At 40.8% G+C, this 19,735-nt stretch carries 19 protein-coding genes; 13 read left to right on the top strand and 6 right to left on the bottom strand.

The window, feature by feature from the left end; genetic code table 11:
* The first annotated feature begins 58 nt into the window (after positions 1-58).
* From MSVAZ_RS16910 to MSVAZ_RS16870, 9 genes are all read left to right on the top strand, one after another.
* Positions 59-643 (top strand): endonuclease dU, encoded by a 585-nt coding sequence (locus MSVAZ_RS16910; protein ID WP_048122876.1) that lies wholly within the window; start codon positions 59-61, stop codon positions 641-643.
* A gap of 387 nt (positions 644-1,030) precedes the next feature.
* Positions 1,031-2,158 carry a cell division protein FtsZ gene (gene ftsZ / locus MSVAZ_RS16905; protein ID WP_048122873.1) on the top strand — a complete coding sequence of 376 codons (1,128 nt, stop codon included), beginning with the start codon at positions 1,031-1,033 and terminating at the stop codon, positions 2,156-2,158.
* A 418-nt stretch (positions 2,159-2,576) separates the two neighbouring features.
* Positions 2,577-2,792: a protein translocase SEC61 complex subunit gamma gene (locus tag MSVAZ_RS16900; protein ID WP_048122871.1), complete on the top strand. Its 216-nt coding sequence runs from the start codon at positions 2,577-2,579 to the stop codon at positions 2,790-2,792.
* The gene (locus MSVAZ_RS16895; RefSeq protein ID WP_048122868.1) at positions 2,789-3,247 is read left to right on the top strand and encodes a transcription elongation factor Spt5; all 459 of its coding nucleotides are present in this window, start codon (positions 2,789-2,791) and stop codon (positions 3,245-3,247) included. Before MSVAZ_RS16900 ends, MSVAZ_RS16895 begins: the two co-directional genes overlap by 4 nt.
* A 119-nt stretch (positions 3,248-3,366) precedes the next feature.
* The gene (locus MSVAZ_RS16890; protein WP_048122866.1) at positions 3,367-3,852 is read left to right on the top strand and encodes a 50S ribosomal protein L11; all 486 of its coding nucleotides are present in this window, start codon (positions 3,367-3,369) and stop codon (positions 3,850-3,852) included.
* A 241-nt stretch (positions 3,853-4,093) separates the two neighbouring features.
* A complete protein-coding gene (locus MSVAZ_RS16885) occupies positions 4,094-4,735 on the top strand; it encodes a 50S ribosomal protein L1 (protein ID WP_048122863.1) in 642 nt (213 codons plus the stop codon).
* Positions 4,736-5,776: a 50S ribosomal protein L10 gene (locus MSVAZ_RS16880; RefSeq protein ID WP_048122862.1), complete on the top strand. Its 1,041-nt coding sequence runs from the start codon at positions 4,736-4,738 to the stop codon at positions 5,774-5,776. It begins immediately after the preceding gene.
* 36 nt (positions 5,777-5,812) lie between these two features.
* Positions 5,813-6,133: a 50S ribosomal protein P1 gene (gene rpl12p, locus MSVAZ_RS16875; RefSeq protein WP_048122860.1), complete on the top strand. Its 321-nt coding sequence runs from the start codon at positions 5,813-5,815 to the stop codon at positions 6,131-6,133.
* A 370-nt stretch (positions 6,134-6,503) separates the two neighbouring features.
* Positions 6,504-7,496 carry a radical SAM protein gene (locus tag MSVAZ_RS16870; protein ID WP_048122858.1) on the top strand — a complete coding sequence of 331 codons (993 nt, stop codon included), beginning with the start codon at positions 6,504-6,506 and terminating at the stop codon, positions 7,494-7,496.
* 504 nt (positions 7,497-8,000) lie between these two features.
* On the opposite strand, the gene MSVAZ_RS21710 is transcribed toward MSVAZ_RS16870, so the two are convergent.
* A complete protein-coding gene (locus tag MSVAZ_RS21710) occupies positions 8,001-10,706 on the bottom strand; it encodes an SUMF1/EgtB/PvdO family nonheme iron enzyme (RefSeq protein ID WP_048122856.1) in 2,706 nt (901 codons plus the stop codon).
* 367 nt (positions 10,707-11,073) lie between these two features.
* On the opposite strand from MSVAZ_RS21710, the gene MSVAZ_RS16860 reads away from it, so the two are divergent.
* Positions 11,074-11,262 (top strand): YHS domain-containing protein, encoded by a 189-nt coding sequence (locus MSVAZ_RS16860; RefSeq protein WP_082091179.1) that lies wholly within the window; start codon positions 11,074-11,076, stop codon positions 11,260-11,262.
* 26 nt (positions 11,263-11,288) lie between these two features.
* On the opposite strand, the gene MSVAZ_RS16855 is transcribed toward MSVAZ_RS16860, so the two are convergent.
* Positions 11,289-12,536 (bottom strand): HEAT repeat domain-containing protein, encoded by a 1,248-nt coding sequence (locus MSVAZ_RS16855; RefSeq protein WP_198146764.1) that lies wholly within the window; start codon positions 12,534-12,536, stop codon positions 11,289-11,291.
* A 61-nt stretch (positions 12,537-12,597) separates the two neighbouring features.
* On the opposite strand from MSVAZ_RS16855, the gene MSVAZ_RS20955 reads away from it, so the two are divergent.
* Together MSVAZ_RS20955 and MSVAZ_RS16850 are read left to right on the top strand one after the other, a co-directional pair.
* Positions 12,598-12,771 carry a hypothetical protein gene (locus MSVAZ_RS20955; protein ID WP_198146763.1) on the top strand — a complete coding sequence of 58 codons (174 nt, stop codon included), beginning with the start codon at positions 12,598-12,600 and terminating at the stop codon, positions 12,769-12,771.
* A 260-nt stretch (positions 12,772-13,031) separates the two neighbouring features.
* Positions 13,032-13,214, top strand: coding sequence for a hypothetical protein (locus MSVAZ_RS16850; RefSeq protein ID WP_048122851.1), 183 nt, complete (start codon positions 13,032-13,034; stop codon positions 13,212-13,214).
* On the opposite strand, the gene MSVAZ_RS16845 is transcribed toward MSVAZ_RS16850, so the two are convergent.
* Positions 13,190-13,978 carry an SAM hydrolase/SAM-dependent halogenase family protein gene (locus MSVAZ_RS16845; protein WP_048122848.1) on the bottom strand — a complete coding sequence of 263 codons (789 nt, stop codon included), beginning with the start codon at positions 13,976-13,978 and terminating at the stop codon, positions 13,190-13,192. The two genes, MSVAZ_RS16850 and MSVAZ_RS16845, sit on opposite strands and share 25 nt — an antisense overlap.
* 120 nt (positions 13,979-14,098) lie before the next feature.
* On the opposite strand from MSVAZ_RS16845, the gene MSVAZ_RS16840 reads away from it, so the two are divergent.
* On the top strand, positions 14,099-15,634 hold the full coding sequence (locus tag MSVAZ_RS16840; RefSeq protein WP_232316143.1) for a DUF1616 domain-containing protein: 1,536 nt from the start codon (positions 14,099-14,101) through the stop codon (positions 15,632-15,634).
* Between the two features lie 99 nt (positions 15,635-15,733).
* Here the strand turns inward: MSVAZ_RS16840 and MSVAZ_RS16830 are convergent, their stop codons facing one another.
* The 3 genes from MSVAZ_RS16830 to MSVAZ_RS16820 form a co-directional block, all read right to left on the bottom strand.
* The gene (locus tag MSVAZ_RS16830; protein WP_048122847.1) at positions 15,734-16,477 is read right to left on the bottom strand and encodes an epoxyqueuosine reductase; all 744 of its coding nucleotides are present in this window, start codon (positions 16,475-16,477) and stop codon (positions 15,734-15,736) included.
* A 53-nt stretch (positions 16,478-16,530) separates the two neighbouring features.
* Complete coding sequence (locus MSVAZ_RS16825; protein WP_048122845.1) at positions 16,531-17,007, bottom strand: methylated-DNA--[protein]-cysteine S-methyltransferase; 477 nt, start codon at positions 17,005-17,007, stop codon at positions 16,531-16,533.
* A gap of 251 nt (positions 17,008-17,258) precedes the next feature.
* A complete protein-coding gene (locus MSVAZ_RS16820; RefSeq protein ID WP_232316142.1) occupies positions 17,259-19,334 on the bottom strand; it encodes a M3 family oligoendopeptidase in 2,076 nt (691 codons plus the stop codon).
* Positions 19,335-19,735 lie beyond the last annotated feature (401 nt).

Raw genomic sequence — 19,735 nt, 5'->3', positions numbered from 1 at the left:
AGAAAACCTGAAGGAAAACCGACAAACTATTTTTGTAATCCATACATAAGAAGTACCTGTGAATTCAGATTTTCATATCAAGCCCGAAATTCGAATTTTAGGTATAGACGATTCTGCACTCCTCACTGAAAAAGTGATGATAGTCGGGGCTGTTTTTCGAGGAGGAGATTGGATTGACGGGGTTCTTCGCTCCGAAATCACAAAGGATGGGCTTGATGCTACTGAAGTTATCTGTAATATGATAAAGAAGAGTAAACATTACGGCCAGATAAGAACGGTTATTCTCGATGGAATCACTTATGGAGGCTTTAATGTTGTCGATATACAGACGCTTTACAGGGAAACCGGAATTCCTGTAGTTGTGGTTATGCGGTCCTATCCGGATTTCGAGAAAATAAAATCCGCTCTCAAATATTTCCAGGATGGAGAGGAACGGTGGACTATAATAAAGCGGGCCGGAAAAATAGAAAGAATTCCCGGTGAAAAGAGTTCTATTTATATTCAGAGGGCAGGCATAGGCATGGAGACTGTTAAAAAGATTATCCGGCTTACCTCAATAAGAAGCAATATTCCTGAACCTTTGAGGGTTGCCCACCTGATTGCGACAGGTATTATCCTGGGAGAATCCAGAGGAAAAGCGTAATTATTTTTCATAAAAGAGAAAGGTAAAAATACAGGGAAGTGTGCAGAAAAATAAAATAATAAAAAATAAACATTTTGGTCAAAGAAATTAACGAAGATTCAGTATTATTAAAAAAAGTTCAGAATTATTAAAGAAGGTTCAGAATTATAGCAAATAAAACTGGACCATAATAGCTGTGGGGAACAGCCTGAGGCTAAATAAGAGAGTAGAAGAGTTTAATTAAATAATTAAACAAATACATTATAAGTTCAAAGACTTGAACAGGAAAACTATTAAATTGGAAACTGTATATGTGATGGTTAAAATACACATGTTCCCTCTAAAAATGCATTTATTCTTTAACATCATTCATTAAAACTACCCCATAGGATGGAGGAAAACAGTAGTATGAGATCCATTGTGGAAGAAGCCCTTGCTCGATCTGCCCAGGAAGGACGTGCCGGGCAGAGAGATTACTCAAATTTAGATTACTCTAACGTAGTAGACTCAGATGTTGATGCTGAACTCGAAGAGATCCTTCGAAGCCTTAAAACAACTATCAAAGTGGTAGGATGCGGAGGCGGCGGCTCGAACAGCATCCAGCGCATGATGGGTGAAGGGATACAGGGAGCTGACCTTGTTGCCTTGAACACCGATGCTCAGCACCTTCTTCATATACGCTCCGGCAAAAAGATTCTGATCGGGAAAAAGAAAACCCGTGGACTTGGGGCTGGGAGCCTCCCCCAGATCGGAGAAGATGCTGCAATCGAAAGTATCGACGAAATCAACAGCGTTGTCGAAGGATCTGACATGGTCTTTATTACCGCAGGGCTTGGAGGAGGAACCGGTACAGGGTCAGCACCTATAGTAGCTGAGGCTGCCAGAGATGCAGGAGCCCTTACGATCGCAGTCGTCACCCTGCCCTTCAGTGTGGAAGGTCATGTCCGCAGGACCAATGCTGAAGCCGGTCTTGAACGCCTTAGAGATGTCGCAGACACGGTAATAGTGGTTCCCAATGATAAGCTGATCGAAGTAGTTCCGAGGCTTCCGCTTCAGGCTGCCTTCAAAGTATCAGACGAAGTTCTTATGAGAGCCGTAAAGGGTATCACCGAACTGATCACAAAACCCGGGCTTGTAAACCTCGATTTTGCAGATATCCGAACTGTTATGCAGAACGGGGGTGTTGCAATGATAGGGCTTGGAGAGTCCGACGGAGAAAACAAAGCTGTCGAATCCGTACAGAAAGCTTTGCGGAGTCCGCTTCTTGACGTGGACATCTCAGGTGCAACCTCTGCTCTCGTTAATGTGGTTGGAGGTCCTGACATGACAATTTCAGAAGCTGAATCTGTGGTTCAGGAAGTTTATAGCCGGATAGACGCAAACGCCCGCCTGATCTGGGGTGCACAGGTTGACCCTGACCTCGAACAAACCGTACGTACCATGATCGTTGTTACAGGAGTAACATCCGCCCAGATTTATGGTCATGGAAACGACAAGGATATTACCTTTAAATATGGAATTGATTTTGTAGAGTGATCAGATCAGAGATAAAAGGGATTAAAATCTTCGGTTGGAGAAAAATACTGTTTTCCTCTCTTTAAAATATAAATAAGGAATAGGAATAAAAACCAATCGAAAACTATTTTTATGGTAAATGCCGTATGGTGCCGATACAATTCGGCATCAAAAAATAAATATTTCTACTGACGCGATTAAAACTTTGAAATAAATACAAATCCAGCATCGAAATCTTTTGACGTTTTAAAAGTCGTGCCAGTGATATCTTCATATAATAGGAATTAATAATATAAACCGCCCGTTCCTTCCTTAATATAAATCCGGAAATTCCAGATCTAGGAAATGCGAATTTCGGGAATGGAAAACCCATAGGAAGAACTCTAGGCAAAAAATTAAAGAAAGAGAACTAGAATAAAGAAAACCTGGATGTGAATTGATGGTAGAATCCACGTTTGAACCGAAGATAACTGCAGAAAGCGTTGGTCAGGCAATCCGGGCACACCTGAGAGTCCTGAAACTTACTAGAAAACCGTCCAGGGAAGAGTTCTTGACCATTGCCAAAGTCGCAGGTGTTGGCATTCTGGCTGTGGGAGCAATAGGATTTATAGTATACGTACTGTTGACAATGTTGCCCCAGTGGGTGGCCAAATGAGTGAGGAGTCCCAGATATTTGTAATCAAAACTACGGCAAACCAAGAAAGATCGGTTGCAACAGCCCTTGCCAGGATTTCGAAAAAGGAGAAGCTGGATATAAGGGCAATTCTGGCTCCTGATGAGCTAAAAGGATATGTCCTGGTCGAGGCTCCTAAACCCGGAATTGTAGAACTGGCAATCCAGACTATTCCCCATGCAAGGGCTCTTGTGAAAGGGAGCTCTTCAATTGCTGAAATTGAGCATTTCCTTAAACCCAAACCAACCATAATAGGGATCAAGGAAGGGGCTATAATTGAGGTTACTTCAGGACCCTTTAAAGGCGAGAAAGCCCGGGTTAAAAGAGTTGACGAAGGGCATGAGGAAATTACTGTGGAGCTGTTTGATGCTGTGGTTCCGATTCCCATCACTATTCGTGGCGATACTGTAAGAATACTTAAAAAAGAGAATGAGTGAAGTCACAGCAAGATGGAAAAATACCTAAAATTCCAGCTTATTAATTTAAATCACCAGTACTCAAAGTGGATCTAAATGGATCTACAAACATTATACGTATTAAAACCGGTGAGACTCAGATGACAAGTATTGTTGAAGCACTTGTCCCCGGAGGAAAAGCAAATCCTGGACCACCTTTAGGTCCGGCGCTTGGTCCGCTCGGGGTCAACATAAAAGAAGTGGTCGAAAAGATCAACGAAAAAACCAGGGACTACAATGGTATGCAGGTTCCTGTAAAAGTAATTGTTGACGACAAGAAAAATGTCGAGATCGAAGTAGGCACTCCACCCACTGCATCCCTGATTATGAAAGAGTTAGGGATTCAAAAAGGGTCAGGAAATGCAGGAAGCGAAGTTGTTGGAGACATCAGCATTTCGCAGGTTGCAAAGATTGCCCGGATGAAGAAGGAAGACGTACTTTCCTATGATCTCAAGTCAACAATGAAAGAGGTAATGGGTACCTGTGTCCCTATGGGCGTGAATGTAGAGGGAGTTAAGGCTAAAGACAGCCAGAAGGCACTCGATCAGGGCAAGTTCGATGATTTGCTTGCCGGTGAAGAGTGGTAAAACCTTCCTATTCCTTCTTATTTAATCCGGAATTTCGTCATCACCAATAGTTTTAAATTGGATAGCACTAATAGCTCAAGAATCCTGCATATCATTGCAATATATAAAAAAGATAGTTATTAGTGGTTTATTGTTAAGAATAACCGAATATCCGGATTAATGGAAAAGCCCTAAGACCAACCGTAGTAAGCCGAAAAGGCTGCTTGGACATGTAAGTTCAAACACTACGGGGAGGAACAAGATGGCAGAAAAAAATATACTGGAAGCTGTCAAGAAAGTACTTGAAGAATCGCCAAAACGCAATTTCTCTGAAAGCGTAGACCTGGCGATTAACTTAAAGAATCTTGACATGAACCAACCGAAGAACAGAGTCGATGAAGAAGTAATTCTTCCTCACGGGCTCGGAAAAGAACTGAAGATCGGCGTTTTTGCAAAAGGTGATGTGGGCCTCAGAGCAAAGGCTGCCGGTGCTGCGTATGTTATTTCTGATGTTGAGCTCGATGAACTGGCGGCTGATAAAAACCAAGCCAGGACTCTTGCGAACGAATGTGACCTTTTTATCGCAGAAACCCAGTTTATGCCAACAATTGGTAAGAACCTGGGTATTGTTCTTGGACCCAGAGGGAAAATGCCTATTCCGCTTTTACCTAACAAAGATATAGGCGAACTGATCCAGAGCAAGCAAAATGCAATCAGATTAAGGTCAAAAGACAAGCTCACATTCCATGTGCCTGTCGGCCGAAGGAACATGAGTCCCGATGATCTTGCCGAAAACATTGAGACTATAGTATCCAGGCTGGAGCGTGTCCTGGATAAAGGCAGGCACAACCTGAGAACGGTCTATGTCACGACAACTATGGGAAAATCCGAAAGGGTGGTGTAAATGGCAGAGGAGAAGCATCACACGGAGCACGTCCCAGAGTGGAAAAAGAATGAGATCGAGAATATAGTAGAGCTCATTCAGTCCCATAAGGTCTTCGGGATGGTTGGGATCGAAGGCATTCTTGCAACCAAGATCCAGAAAATTCGCCGGGACCTTAAAGACGTTGCAGTGCTCAAGGTCTCAAGGAACACCCTTACTGAGCGGGCTTTAAACCAGCTCGGGGAAAGCATTCCCGAGATGAATAAATACCTTGACAAGCAGACTGCTCTGGTATTTACTAACGAAAGTCCCTTCAAGCTTTACAAAGTTCTAGAACAGACAAAAACTCCTTCTCCGATTAAAGGAGGCGCAATAGCTCCTGCGGATATTATTGTTCAGAAGGGGCCTACCAGTTTCCCACCTGGCCCGATTCTGGGAGAACTCCAGAGTGCAGGAATTCCAGCTTCAATAGATGCAGGAAAAGTTGCAGTAAAGGAAACTAAGGTTGTCTGTAAAGCAGGTGAGGCAGTCCCACAGAAGCTCGCAACCATGCTTGCAAAGCTGGAGATATACCCTCTCATTGTAGGGCTGGACTTAAGAGCCGCCTATGATGATGGGACAATTTACGAGCCGGAACTCCTTGCAATTGATGAAAGCCAGTACTTCTCTGATATTACCAGAGCAGCTCAGAGCGCTTTCAACCTCGCTGTCAACACTGCATACCCGACAAGCGCAACAATCGGCACCCTGCTGGCAAAAGCCTTTGCAGAGTCAAAGAACCTTGGTGTCAATGCTGTCGTGTTTGATTCCGGAGTCATGGACGCCTTACTGGCAAAAGCTCATGTCCAGATGACATCTGTTGCATCTGAAGCCGCAGACAAAGATGCAAATGCTGTGGATGACCAACTGAGGGAAGTTCTCGGAGCGGCCGCAAGCGTAGCAGCCGCAGCAGTCAGGGAACCCGAGAAGATCGAAGAAGTAAAGGAAGAAGAGGAAGAAGAGGAAGAAGAAGACCACTCCGAAGAAGATGGAATGGCTGGTCTCGGTTCCCTTTTCGGATAAATTTATTTACGATAATTAAAACTTAGGTGATTAACGATGGAATATATATATGCAGCTCTCTTATTGCACAACGCTGGTAAAGCAATTACCGAAGACGCAATCACTGCCGTTCTCCAGGCAGCAGGTATCGAAGTTAATGAATCCAGGGTAAAGGCCCTTGTTGCAGCCCTTGAAGGCGTGGACATCGAAGAAGCAATTGCAAAGGCAGCATTCGCAGCTCCAGCAGCTGGCGCAGCAGCCCCTGCTGGCGCAGCAGCCCCTGCCGCAGAAGCAGCTCCTGCTGAGGAAGAGGAAGAAGAGGAAGAAGACCACTCTGAAGAAGACGGAATGGCCGGCCTCGGTGCCCTCTTCGGATAAACGCAACTAAAACTTCAATACCTACAGCTCGCCCTTCGGCGAGCACTTTTTTTACTTTTAGTTTACTTGTTAGTTTAAAAGCGGTTACATTGTGCATTTGTTTTTACTGCACGACTTCTTTAAATACTCTTTTAAAATTCTTTTCAGTAAATTAGTTTCTAAACCTTTTTAGAGTAAAAATTAGTTTCTAAATCTTTAGAATAAGTTTCTAAACCTTTAAAGTAAATTAAATTACATCGCTCAACTTTTAAGGAAAGGGACATTGTAATTAAAAACAAAATACAGGCAGCCGGATAAATCTATTTATATTGCAAATGTTCTTTACTAATACAGATAATGATCCTTCTGTTTTATTAGGCAAATGATACCTATGTCCCGATTTGACCCTATTCTGGCTTCGAGAGCGCTCTGGCAGATCCGAGTAAGAAAACGTCCTTTTGTCCTCTCCCACGGTGTAAATGCCTGCTGCAATATGCGCTGCAAGTTCTGTGAGTACTGGAAGAAAACTGGAGAAGAGCCGCCTAGAGAAGAGATTTTTAAATTGTTGGACGATGCTAAAGAATTCGGGATCGGTGTCTACAACGCCTGGACCGTAGAACCTCTCCTCAGAAAAGATCTGCCCCAGATTATGGCATACGCCAAAGAAATCGGGATGATCACTTCCACGGTTACAAATGGAAAATTGCTCTATGAAAGGGCGGAAGAGCTGGTAGATGTAGATTACCTTTCGGTTTCAGTGGATGGGGTAGATAGTTATAAAGAAATCCGCAGGATGGATTTCGAAACTCTGCTGAAGGGCTTAAAAAAAGCTATTGAGGTTAGAAAACTTCAGAAAAAGAAGAATCCCATCCTGATGAACTGCGTGCTTACAGGAAAAAACCTGGATGATATCGAGACTCTCATTTTGCTTGCAAAAAAGCTGGGAGTGAAAGTTTCCTTCGAGCCTGTCCACGAATTTCCCGGAATCAGTGAAGAAATCTGGAACGATATCGGAATTCGTGATAGGGAAAAATTCCACTGTACAGTTGACCACATAATAGAGCTTAAGAAGCAGGGCTACCCGATAATCAATTCCAAAACCTACCTTAAAATGGTCAGGGATGGGAGAATGGACTACAAATGCAGGGCCAGCGGGGTTATTATAAATGTGACACATGACGGCACTCTGGAAACCTGCCGCGTGCACAACGAACCTCTTGGAAACGTGATCTGGGACGGTTTTGAAAGTGTCTGGAAAAACTCGGAAGAACACAGAAAGGAAATTGTTGAAAACTGCAGTGGCTGCCTCTTTTTTGGATATACGGAAAACAGTTTGATGCAGAGTTTTAATCCTGAAGTTCTGATGCATTACGAGTGGATGTAACTCCCGAGTCGCCGTCTCGGGAGGACGGTGCCCTTTTCGCTCACTTCGTTCGCTCAAGAGGGCTGAACTAGGGGTAAGAGAAACTATTTTTTTAAATATTGAGGCTCAGCACCTCAGGCTCGGCGGCTTCGCACGCTTCGAGCCTTCGGGCTTCACCCAATGGAATTCAATGTGCTTCAAATAGTAACTTAAGTTTTACATTTCGACCCCCTCAAAAAAAACACAACTTAATTTTTTTATTCACACAGTTTACTACTAATTTTGCTCTTGCTTCCATATTAATTACATATACTTCTCTATTTCTCTTTATATATGACTAAATTTTTAATTTGTTTTCCAAATTTAAACTGTTTTTTTGAACATTGTGGAATTCAAGTTAAAATCATTGATTTTGTTGAGCATGTGCTCACATCTGGTTCAATAAGTTTGGCCAGTTGTTACAAAAATCACCTTATTTTTGAGAGGGGGATCGAAATGTAAATTAAGTGGTAAAGTAGAAAGTAATTACAGTTTCCTCAGAAGACGGAAGCCAACATCGTCGTAGAAGCCAATAAAGACGCTCCAGCCTCGAGCCGCTGAACGGCAATCCTTAGCGCCAAAGTACCAGCTGCCACCTCGAAAAGAAGGGTCAAAGCCGTCTGTTTCATCTTCCCACGCGCTCCCATCCGAAGGGGCACCGTTATAATTATCGTGCCAATTATCCTGTACCCATTCCCAGACATTACCATGCATATCATAAAGCCCCCAAGGATTTGGCTTCTTCTGACCAACCGGATGAGTGCTGCCCTCATTTCGAATTTTCTCCATATTCTTCCTCCAGTCTTCAAGAGCAGCATAACCATTGTACCAAGCATAGTCCCTGAGTTGCGACTCGTCATCACCGAAAGAATATTTTGTATTTGTTCTGGCACGGCAGGCATATTCCCATTCAGCTTCAGAGGGTAAACGGTAATTATCAGCGCCTTTATTGATCTTTTTGATAAACTCCTGAACATCAGTCCAGGAAACATTCTCTACAGGCAGATCATTGCCTTTGAAGCGGGAAGGATTGCTACCCATAACTTCTTCCCACTGTTTCTGAGTAACCGGGAATTTACCAAGGTAAAAAGGTTTTTTGATTTTTATCTCATGAACTGGTTTTTCATCGTCATACTCACTTGATCCCATTATGAAATCTCCTGCAGGGATCCGAACAAATTCTATTCCATCAAAAATAATAGAGGAAAACTCAGTACCTTCTTCAGAGGATGGAACAACAGGTGATATCTGCAACAATTTGCTAAAATCAAGACCTGAAAGAGTATATTCGGCTGCATTTTGCGAGAGATTACTTTCTTCTACGCAGCCGTATCTCAACAATTCGATCAGCCTTTCGTCCCGGCTCCATTTCTCCAGATTTTTATCTTCATTTTCCGGCTTTAATGCATATTCCTGCAAGCGGGCAAGAAGTGTTCTATTTGAATTCAGAGCATAAATTAGCGAATTCCACTCTATGCTTATTGCTACGAATTTTGCAAGTTTTTTGCAGTTCCACATATTTTCAGGAACTGTTCCCTCTTTGTAGGAAAAAAGACTAGTTCTTTTTCCTATAGTTCTCTGGAAACGAAACTGATTAATGAACTGCTTTATTCGACGGGGATTATTACCCAGAGCAGGAGAAACCATTTCCAGAATCAGTTTTGAGATTTCAAGATCTTCCACACAATCCTTATTGTTCTGGATTTCCTGCATATTTAACTCGGTATTAGCATTATTAGATTTGTCAGATTCTGCTTCTTGCTCTTTTGGCTTATTCTGCAAGGATATAAGGTCTCTTTCAGGAGGTTTATAAGGGATAAAGCCTTCAGATGTACTTGGTTTATTCACAGGTTCAAATGAATTTAAAGGAGCTTCAGTTTCAGGTTCATCAGTTGAGATTAAAAATTTTAAAAAATCAGCACTTTTTGGACTTGGTACTTTAAACGGAAGTTGAATGAACTTTTCAATAAAATCATAACCATATTCAATCCCGTATCCATGCTCAGGACCATCTTTGTCCAAGTACTTGAGAAGTTGTTTATTTTTAGCCGCTAGTCCTGCAGAGATAACTTTTCTGTCCATGGCTAAGGAAAAATAAACTTTTGAGTTATCAGAGATCATCAGGTTAATTGCCTGCATGAGTTCAGCTGCTTTTGGGACTTCTGAACGGTCAAGATCATCAATAAATACATAAACTTTCGAAGTTCCAACATATGATCTAATTATTTCATTAAAGTCAGAATAGAAATACTCTCTGAAAGAAAGGCGTTCCTTATAATTTGTATTTGAGTTAAGTTTTTTCAGGCCAAAAGGATCTGTAAGAATATCTGTGAATGGCTCTTTACTGAAAAAGTGGTTTATTACAATTATAAAAGAAGTTAAAAATGTAATAATGCCCGAAAAACCTTCGATATTTTTTGGACTCACTAGAGGTATGCTTAAACCATTTGATGGACTTATTCCCAACAATTTCAATATATAGCTAATTACTAAGAATAAGAATAAGAAAATAATTATGAAAGAAATTGTCCTCAATAAAAGATAAATAAGAATAATGGGCGTGTAATTAAATTTAATACAATATCTTCGCCAAATTAACCTAAGTTGTGAAACTATTTTGTAGTGCCAAGGAAGTTTTTTTGATAACTCTTCTATAAAATTAAGGGCAAAAGCAGCCCATAACTCATCTTCCTTCTCATATCTCCAGCAGTTAAACCAGACTGTAAAATAATTTCTTTTTTTAATTTTTGAAGAAGTGTATGTCAGAATTGCTTTTATTTTATTTCCGAAGGAATATGGATCAAAATTTTCATCTTGGTTATTTAGCTCATTTCCATTATTTTGTGAGAATTTTTCCTCAATGGAAGAAAAAAGGGTTTCTAATTTAGAAATAAGCGGTTTTAATTCAGAAAGACCTGCTTTTTTCTTATTTAAAAATAGATACTTCCAAAATTCTCTTATAGATATATCGCATATATTTCCTTTTTCAATTTCCTCTTTCAATTGCAGCATGAAAGAAGATTTGCCACATCCCCACTGCCCCTCAATAGAAAGAGTAATAGGGGGCTTTGTGCCTTCGGCAGTAAGAAATTCTGCGATAGCTTCGACGTAAGGACGGAATCCAAGTACATCTTCCTTCGTCGAAACATCATTTAAGCATTCGAACGAAGATTCTGGTTTATCGCCTGACAAAAGGATTTAGCTCCATACTTAGTTTAATTTCATAATATGAAACAAATCTCGTGGAAGATGAGCTTTCAAATACCACATTATGAAAAATAACAGAGTTTTTTAATTGTTTATTGGAAAGAAATATAAATATTTGTTGAAATTTCCAAAAAATCTAAAGGAAAAGTATGAGACGTCTCTGAAAGTGGGAAGAGTTTTAAGGAACGCTACCAAAAACAATTATATAAAAATTGCTAAATATTATAGTAATAATCAGTAACTTGGGTTTATTTTCAGCAGCTTGTGAAACGCAGTGGGGAAAGATGAAAAGCTGCCGGTACTCGGCTTTGAAATAATAAAATGATATAACCGGACCAGTGGAGGAAAAATTATGAAAATGAAAGGGAGTGGAACACGGTTTGATCCTGTGTGCGATATGAATGTTACGGAGAGGGATGTTACATACAAAAGTGACTACAAGGGAAGAACTTATTATTTTTGTTCGTTTGAATGCATGAAGAGATTCCAGGATAACCCGGAAAAGTACATCAGCATCCATGGCAGGGAAGCTAAGGTATAATGGATTTTCTTTAATGGATTTTCTTTTTACCTTGAATTCTGCTTATCCAGCAACCTTAAAGCTTCAGCCGTAGCCCACCTGACTTCAGGGTCAGGGTCGTTTAAGTTTTTGACAAGAGGGGTTGTTGCTTTTTGATCTCCGATTTTTGCGAGGGCATCTGCGGCGTACCGCCTGACCCAGGGGTTGCTGTCGTCTAGAGTTTTTAGAAGCGCATCAACTGCTCTTCGGCTGCCTATGTTTCCAAGGGCATAGACTGCAGTTATTCTGAGTTCGGAATCTTCTTCGGTCAGCATTCCAAGAAGAGTATCTGTTGCTTTTTCAGCTCTGAGAGTTCCCAGAGAATATGCAGCAGCATTTCTTACTTCAGGATTCGTATCACCAAGGCATTCAAGAAGTGGGTCTACTGACTCTGGATCTTCCAGTTTACCAAGGGATTCGGCTGCATACTTTCGAAGTTCGGGGTCCTTATCTCTTAGTTTGTGGATAAGAGCTCCTGCGGCTTTTTTACTGTCAAGTCCCGCAGTTTTTTTGCTGCCAGAGTTTCCCAGAGACAGTATTATCTGTTTCTGTAATTCCGGAGAGCTCTTATTCAGTTTTGCGATAAGGGCTTCTTCAGCCTTGTCACCACCGAGAATCCCCAGGGAACGGGCTGCAACTAGCCTGACTTCGGGAACTTTGTCGTCCAGGTTTTTAATTAAAGGTTCAATTGCCCGTTTGTCTTTAAGGTTTCCAAGGGATTCTATAGCACATACTCGGAATACAGGGGCTTTGTCTACAGCCAGCCGTTTAATTAGCGGTTCTGCTGCATTTTCGGTTCCTATCCGGCCGAGGTTTCTGGCTGCAGTTATTCTTACTCGGGAATTCTTGTCTTCAAGGAGCTCAAGAAGTGCCTCCTCTACTTCAGGGCCTCTTGCCTGTCCCAGGGCTTCGGCTGCGATTGCCCGGACCTCTGGATTTTCGTCGTCCAGGGCTTTGATGCAGAACTGTGTATCTTTTTCGTTTTGTTTTAGTGGGTTAACGGGGTTTCCTTCCTGTCCTCTAAGAAGATCCGAGATATATGCTAGTTTTTCAGATGAGGTTTTTAAGCCAGAAACGTTGCTTAGCAAGTTTATGGAAGTGTAAACGACGGCTATAAGGGATAGAACCATTGAAATAAGGGAGGAGACCAACAAAACTTTCATTTTGGCTTCGGAAAAAGAGCCAAAGCTAAAAACAATCAGTATCAGTCCGTTAAAATAAATTGTCCCTGCTGTCGTATAGGATACCATCTTCATAGGTGGTTTTATCCGGTTGGCAATCGAGTTAGTACTATCTTGGTTGCTTTGCAGGGAGAGTATGAAAATAGCAATAAACACGGCATACAATGCTGCTACTGATTGCATTACTGTTGAGGGGAGCCAGAAAGTTCCCCCAGAGCTTGCCGCGGAATTATCCGCATTTCCATTTCCTGAGAGGGTAAAAAAGCTCAAAATAACCAGAGCAAATAAAAAGAAAACTTCAAGCTTGTAAGTTTTCAAAGTAGTCAGTTTCATTCTAAACAGACTGCCTGTGCCGGATAGTTATATAAAAATTCCGCTGAATCGAGTGTCTGGTTGACTTTTGAGAAAGAAAAGCAGTTAAGCTTTATTAGAGCTGACCCCAAAATTCAAAATTGCTTATCTGGATATCATATTCTGGATTATCAATAGAGTTTCTGGTCCTGAAAACTAATTCTGAAACTCTTAATGATATGTGAATAAAATTGGTTTTGGGATGAACTTTTATCTAAAATGATCTGGAACTACAGCCTGCTTTATGCATCCATTCTTTATGCAGCTACTCTTTATCCAGTCGTTCTCTATGCAACCATTCTCTATGTAGCCACTCTTTATACAGTCATTCTCTATGTAGCCACTCTTTATACAGTCATTCTCTATGTAGCCACTCTTTATACGATCTTTATTGCGACCTGATCTCCACTTTTAAGTCCGAACTGAAGCGCAGCATTTCCTTTGTTTACGGCAATTTCCAGGAATCCATGACTGCCTATAAGGGCAAGGGGCTTTTTCGGCCCTACAAAACCATAGGTCTGAACAAAGGAGACCTTTCTGCTGTTTATTTCTATCTGTGAGCCAAAGTTAGAGAATTTTAAAACTACTTCTTCAGGAATATTGGTGATAACATTTCCAAAGTTGTCTGCAAAAATAACCTCGCCTACAAGGAAGGACCCGTCAATTCCGAAATTTTCGAAATCAAGGCTAACAAAATCCAAAATTTCAGAGCCGACAGCCTCGATAGGTGTGCCTTTTGAAAGGTAGGCTCCTGCAGGCGCAAAAATATCCCTGCCGTGGAAAGTTGCAGAAATTCCTGATTTAAGCATAATTTCAGGATTTGTGATCTCGTATACTTTAATTTCACCAAGGCAGCGAGCTGCAGGTATCAGTAGCCCGTTATCAGGGCCGACAAAAAACTGTTCTTCTCCTTCAGGACCGGCTTTTATGGCAAGCGCACGGCGGGAAGTCCCAACTCCGGGATCGACAACACCGATATGTACCGTTCCCTGCGGGAAATATCGAACAAGGGAATAGAGCGCAAAAGCTCCTTCCCGGATTCCAGCCTGCTGTATGGAATGGGTTATATCGATAATCTGTACTGCCGGGTTTATTCTCAAAATCACGGCTTTCATGGCTGCGGGATAGAGGTCTCCGAAATCGGTAGTCAGGGAAATTAAAGGCATAAATATCACTCGGCTTTTTTTCTATTTTATAATATGCAAGTCTGATAAAATATATAAATGTGTGAGAAAGTAAAGACTAATATTAAAATTATTTTTAATATTTGGAATGTAGGGAGAAAAATGAAACATATAAAAATAAAATTTATAATAATTTTCATAAGCCTGGCTATTCTTTTATCTGGGTGCGAGGACAAACTGAGTGCAGAAGAGATTGTAGAACAAGTGCAAGAAAAAGAAGCAAACCTTGAAGATTACTCTGGCACAATGCACACAACAGTATACCTTAATGGGGAAAAAAATCTGGAAGAGGAAACCCGGATAATATATAAGAAACCTAACCTGATGAAGACGCTTGGTGTGGAGGACGGACAAGAAGTCGAATCTGTCTCGGATGGAGAGTTCGCATGGAGTTATGATGCCAAAACAAATACGGTTACGAAGATAAAATTGCCCGAAGAACCTCTTTTAACGGAAAAAGATTTTGTCAATATCATAGGTAATTTAGTGAACGAAAGTGAGGTTTCCATGCTTGGAGTTGAAGCGGTGGACGGAAGAAGCGCTTATGTCCTTGAAGCCAGGCCAAAAACCGAAGAAAACGAGTCCGAACTAATTTCTCGAACGAAAATTTGGGTTGACAAAGAGACATGGATGGTACTTAAGTCCAGCATTTACAACAATGAAGGAAACCTGATAATAGAAGTGGAAATGCGTGACTTGAAAATAAACACCGGAATTCCGGATTCAGAATTCAAATTTGAGATTCCCGAAGGGGCAAAAGTAGAAACCCTGGATCTGGATGAAGAACTCAAAACCCCAGACAACCTGAGCCTTGAAGAAGCCAGAGAACAGGCGAGCTTTAAGATTCTTGTCCCGGAATATATACCGGATGGATACATGCTTAACTCGACAATGATATCTGAGAAAGATGAAACAGGTGCTGAGGGTCAAAGTTCCGAAACTGTGATTCTTAGCTATCAGAAAGGATCTGAAAATTTTAATGTAATAGAAGCTGTCTATGAAAATAAATCTGAAGAAAACACTTTCATGGAGGGCGCTGAAAAAATCAGCATCAATGGAACGGAAGGAAAATACCTCAATGAATTTGGAAACACGAAGATGTTGCAGTGGGAACTTGGAGGAGTTGAAATAAATTTGATCGGGTCTCTTGAAAAAGCAGAGATGCTGAAAATCGCGGAGTCTTTTAAAGAGCCTTCTGCCGAAGTTGATGTTCTGGATGAGGAATCTTTAATGGAGCCTTTTACCGAATTTTACATTCTGGGGCCTGATGGAACAGCTGAGAATTATCCTACCGACTATGTACTTGGGGATAATGGGACAATAATAGTTGCGGTTATAAACCATGAGCAGAAGCCCGTAAACTATACAATGGAAGTCAGGCTTGAGAACACGTCTCTACCTTTGCCGGATGACCAGAAAAATATCTACATTCGGAACAATGAGACCTGGGAAAAAGCAGTAACCATAACTCCCCCCTTCGAGGGAACAAACATGAACCTTCAGTTTTTGCTCTATAATAACGATAAAAAGGAAATGTTAGAGAATATCAGTGTGCCTTATAGAGATCTTCATCTATGGATAAATGTAACGACGCAGAATCTTTCGAAGAATACTTCAACTCCGATAACGGCGGTATAAGCAACTGAGCCGCTATTCGGCACTGAACCCTGTACATCTCAGAAACTTAAATAATAAAATCGTGCAATCCTGTAAAACGTATAAAAAATTTTATACGGTTCAACGAGATCTGAGAGCACAGGGTCCGGTTGCACATTTTCCACACGCAAACTGATTAAGTTCGGGAAAAGCCCTGGCGTTTTCCTGAAGCTGCCTGTAACATTTTTCTTTATCAAGCCCTCTTACACTGAGGGCTCCAGCCGGGCACCTGTCCACACAGACAAGACATTTCTCTCCTTTTTTGTAGCGGCAGAACTCCTCGTTCGGGCGCAGAGTTGGAGGAATTTCGACAGAAATCAGCAAAGTTCCAAAACGACCTGCACACCCAGCTTTCGTAATCAGCATCTGGTTGACTCCAAAAGTGCCCAGGCCCGCAGCATAAGCAGCACTTTTATGAGACCAGGCAACGTCGAAGCCTTTACTCTTATAATCGAAAACAGTTCCGGGCACAACTGACTGTATATTCTCTTCTGCCAGCTCAGCTTTTAGTTTTTCGTTGATTTTCTCTATAAGACAGTCGGTTTCACTTTTGGATTGAATCCATTCTTTTACAGGATCAGGGGACTGCCAGTTAAGTTTCACAAGTTCTTTTTCAAACGGCAGGAAGAAGGAAACAACAGTTTTTGCTTCGGGGAAAATCTCTTTAGGGAGCAGGTGGTGAGGACCAATGATTTTCTTCATGTCATCAAAAATTGGGTCACTTGCTGAAGCATAGCCTACGAGAGGTTCACGATATCTAGTCTCAGTGCCTGGACTTGCTACGGCTCCTTTGATAATGCTTTCAATCTTTTTTTTAAGCTCCATGATGATTTCTCCTGCTAATTACAGAGAATTTGGATTGAATTTTTGTGTTATTCTTATTTCAAATTGTTTTCTTCAAGTTTCAATAAAAATTCCTTTATATCCAGTCCACTCGCATAACCTGTAAGTTTTCCGTTTGAGCCTATGACCCTGTGGCAGGGGATAATTATCGCAATCGGATTCCGATTATTTGCAAGCCCCACAGCTCTATAAGCTTTTTGTTTCCCGATTGATACGGCTATTTCTTTATAAGTCCGGGTCTCCCCATAAGGGATTTCGCATAAAGCTTTCCAGACGGACTTTTGAAAATCTGTTCCCTCTGGAGACAGTTTGAGGTCAAAGGATTCGAGTCCCCCTGAAAAATAAGCTTCAAGCTGCCTGGCAGCTTCACTGAAAAACTCTTTATCTTCTATCCAGTCTGAAGGAATTTCTATTCTCTTCTTACCTTTCAAGAAATTAAGATGTTTCAGCCCTTTTTCATCTCCTGCCAGAAGAATAGGACCGATTGGAGATTCGATTATATCGTAATACATTTTGTTCGCCTCCAGAAATGTGGTTGCAAATCGGCTGCAGATAATTGTGTTGGTTCTGGTAAAAATCTTTATTCAACGGCCGAAATAGAAGAGTTTGCTGAACAGGGTAGATTTTTATAAATAGAAAATAACTGGAAAAAGTGCCCTCCACAAAAAAGAAATTAAAGGTTAAGGGCACTTAAGTGCCCGCAAACACCATCAAGCATTTTATCTAAAGCACTACAGTTTTACCTTAAGTGTTTAAACGCGTTTTACCTGAGGTGTTCCAGTTCATTTGTTTTTATATTATTTGCCCAGAAAAATCCAGATGTATTCAGGTTTTTTGCGCCAGAATCAGACTTATTTGCACTCTTTTCTTTCTCCAGTTCGTTGAGCTCCTGAATCCTCAATTCAACAACATCCATTGCATCTTCAAAAAGTTGTCTATTTATTTCAATCCCGAAATACTTTTTAAGTTTTTCTTCAGGAGGCATTGTCGAGCCTGCCGAAAGGTACGCAATGTAGTTTTTGTTGAAAGTTTCCGGGTCTTCCTTATACTGTTTGAAAAGGGAGAGAGTTATTGCCTTTGAAACTGCGTAGTTGAAGGTATAGTAATTGGTTGTTAAGTAAATATGGTTAATATAGGCCCATTCTGCAGAATCCTCATCATAATATTCCACCGAGTCGCTCCCATACTCTTTAGAGAGATTTGTCCAGATAGCATTTAGGTCGGCTCCGCTGGCTGTCCCGTTTTCAGCACATAGCTGGTGTGCTTTATATTCAAATTCCGTAATCATAGGCTGGCGAGTAAAGTAGTTCTGGTATTCCCCTATATGCTGGGAGAGAACATTAACTGCAGTTTCTTTATCGGAATTTTGAACCACGTAATCAACAAAAAGTTCTTCGTTGAAAGTGGAAGGAACCTCCATTTCATAAATCGGACCTGAGCAGTAGAGATAATCGACGGAGTTACCAATAAGGTAGAAATTAATCCCATGTCCAAGTTCATGAGTAATGGCTTTCTGGTCGCTGATAAGGCCATTGTAGTTGAGAAATACAAGGGCTGGAGACTTTAAAGAACATAAACTGTAAGTGTAACCTCCTGGCTGTTTCCCGTGTTCAGGATCAGGATATACATCTACGAAATTCCCAGTTACCATTTTTAAAAAGATTTCATTGAAACGGGGGTCCATTCTGGAATACGAATTCTGAATTTCCTGCAAAGCTTCTACATACGTATAATTTTTGCCAGGCTGGTCCGTCAACTGCAGCATAAGGTCGTATGGCCTGAGCGTTTCAACTCCAAGTTTCTTTTTCCTGAATTCATTATAGTCTTCAAACACACTTTTTCTTTCTTTGAAAACCGTATTCATCTCATCAATTTGAGTATGGTTAAGATAGGCACTATAGAGAGTGTAGTCATAGTAATCTGTATAGTTCAGTTCTCTTGCCTCAATATCGTCAATCCGGGCTTTTTCTGAATAGAGGGATGCCATGGAATCTGATTCGTTTTTCAGGTGGTAAAATCTCTTCTCATAACATTTCTTTCTGTTTTCCCGGTTTTGATCGGTCGAAAGTAAAGTATTGTAAGACTGAGAATTGACTGAATATTCCTCTCCATTCTCAAGCGTTATATTTCCTGCCATTGTGACGTTATTCGTAATTTCCGAAAACGCCTCAGTTTCCAGTTTCATGCGCTGGTTTTCGAGTTCTGTAATGTATATAGCCTGAGATTCATTCATTGCCTTGTGGTCTGAAAACCTCATATACTTAGTTTCAAGATAAAGCCTGTACTCCTCAAGTTTTGGCTCTTCGGAAAAGAGTCTGTCCCACTCTTCCTTATTGAGCGAGGTCAACTTAACGGTTGTAAATGAGGTTGCTTTCCCATATTCGGTAAGCAAGTTCTGAGAGTCCGTAAGAAGAGAAGCAAAGAACGGGTCACTCACATTTTTACTGAGCTGAGTATACGCATAAACGTACAAAACTTCAGTAGATTTTGAGAATTCCTTTTCAGCGTTCAGGTAATCGAGTAAAACAGGTCCAGATAAGTTTTCGAATTCAGGACGGAAAGTTGCGTTTATTTCTTCTGGCTTCTTTTTTAAGGTTTCAAGTTCTTTTAATGCATCTTCCCTGCTGCTGAAAAGATATGTATCGTTCCATTGAGTCGTAACCTCATTGGGATTAAGTTTTTCAAACGGTTGTTCCTGGTTTAGTGTTTCAGAATAATTCGTAACCTCTGCAGAAGCGCCACATTCAGAAAACGTTGAAAAAAACAGTAATAACCCTAGAGTGATGAGTCCTTTAACTATTCCGAGAACAACAAGCCCTTTAACCGATTTATATCTCATAAAAGCACCGTCCTTAATAAAATAAAAAATTTCAACTCAGGTTTAGAAGAAATCTTTCCAGTATCTCAATAAAATAATAAGAATAACTATTGATATTTCTATAATAATTATGTAAAAAGTTGTCGATTTTGAACTGCCAGAATGGCAAAAACATGGGTTTCAAAATAATATATAAGTGTATGAATTGAGTGAAGCATGTAAGTTTACTGAAAAAGAAGTTTGCTGAAAAAGAATTTTACTGAAAAAAAATTTTACTGAAAAAGAATTTTACTGAACAAAAAGTTTGCTGAAAAAGAAGTTTACTGAAAAAGAACTTTCATGCCAAATGAGTGAAAAAAACATGAAAAACCGTTTAAAAAGATGAGTAAGTAAAGCCCGAAGGCTTCACTTTGATAATTTAC

The sequence above is a fragment of the Methanosarcina vacuolata Z-761 genome, assembly GCF_000969905.1.
In the GTDB taxonomy this organism is placed as follows: Archaea; Halobacteriota; Methanosarcinia; order Methanosarcinales; family Methanosarcinaceae; genus Methanosarcina; species Methanosarcina vacuolata.
Note: the sequence above shows the minus strand (reverse complement) of the source record. Positions and strands in the feature narration are given on the sequence as shown.